Below are 1,114 nucleotides of genomic sequence, written 5' to 3' on the forward strand. Positions count from 1 at the left end.
TTGATTTAATAATGTTTTTTGGATACAATTCAAACCTTATTTGATTTTCTGCGGAGAATAGAGAGCTATGAAAGAGAATAGTTTGGCAATTGTTATGTATCACTATGTAAGGGATTTAAAAAATAGTAGATACCCTGAAATCAAAGGTTTTGACATAAGTGAGTTTAAATCTCAAATTGAATTTTTTAAAGCAAACTATAACATTATCACAATGGAGCAGTTAATTTCTGCTATCACCCCCCCCCCAGTAAATCTCAATGCGATTCTATAAAATCCTTTAGTTCTGCCGATTCCTTAAAATCCACAAATTCTTCTTTCACGATAGATTTTTCTAGGCTTCCTGAAAAACCCCTTCTTTTAACCTTTGATGATGGATATATAGATCATTACACCAATGTCTTTCCTATTTTGAAAGAGCATAAGATTCAAGGCTCATTCTTTATGCCCGGACGCACCATTGCTGAAAATGTCCTGCTTGATGTAAATAAGATTCACTTTATCCTTGCCTCTGCACCACTAGATTCCTTGCTTAATGATCTTTTAGAAAAAATGAACTTTTATCGCGGGAGTGAGTTTAGCTATCCTAGTAACGAGGAACTTTTTAGACAATATGCAAAAGATGAGCGATTTGATACTAAAGAAGTTGTGTTTATAAAGAGAATCCTTCAAGCCGCTCTGCCAGAGAGATTGCGAAATATCATTGCTAGTGAGTTATTTGCGAAGTATTTGGGGTTGGCAGAAGATCGCTTTGCTAGAGAGTTGTATATGAATCACGACCAAATTGCCCTTATGAAGCGTGAGGGTATGTTTATAGGATTCCACGGATATGAGCATTATTGGCTTAGCACTTTAAGCGAAGAAGAAATACGCACGGATATGAAAAAGGGCTTAGAGGTTATCTCACCTTATATTGATAAAGATGCTTGGGTGTGTTGTTATCCATTTGGAGATTATGATGAACGCGTGGTGAAAATTGCGAGTGAAATGGGCTGCATACTTGGTGTAACCACGGAAGTGCGATTAGCTCACCTACAAAATGAGAATCCACTTTTGCTTCCACGGCTTGATTGCAATGATTATCCGCCTAGAAGCGAGAAGATAAGGTTATTGGAGG

2 protein-coding genes are annotated in these 1,114 nt (G+C 37.1%); both read left to right on the forward strand.

The window, feature by feature from the left end:
* The first annotated feature begins 67 nt into the window (after positions 1–67).
* Positions 68–271: a hypothetical protein gene (locus EBF12_RS10925; RefSeq protein ID WP_121727669.1), complete on the forward strand. Its 204-nt coding sequence runs from the start codon at positions 68–70 to the stop codon at positions 269–271.
* A gap of 107 nt (positions 272–378) precedes the next feature.
* On the forward strand, positions 379–1,114 hold a 736-nt coding region (locus tag EBF12_RS10930; protein ID WP_244196534.1), incomplete at its 3' end, for a polysaccharide deacetylase family protein.

Source organism: Helicobacter labetoulli, from assembly GCF_003670275.1.
Classification (GTDB): domain Bacteria; phylum Campylobacterota; class Campylobacteria; order Campylobacterales; family Helicobacteraceae; genus Helicobacter_C; species Helicobacter_C labetoulli.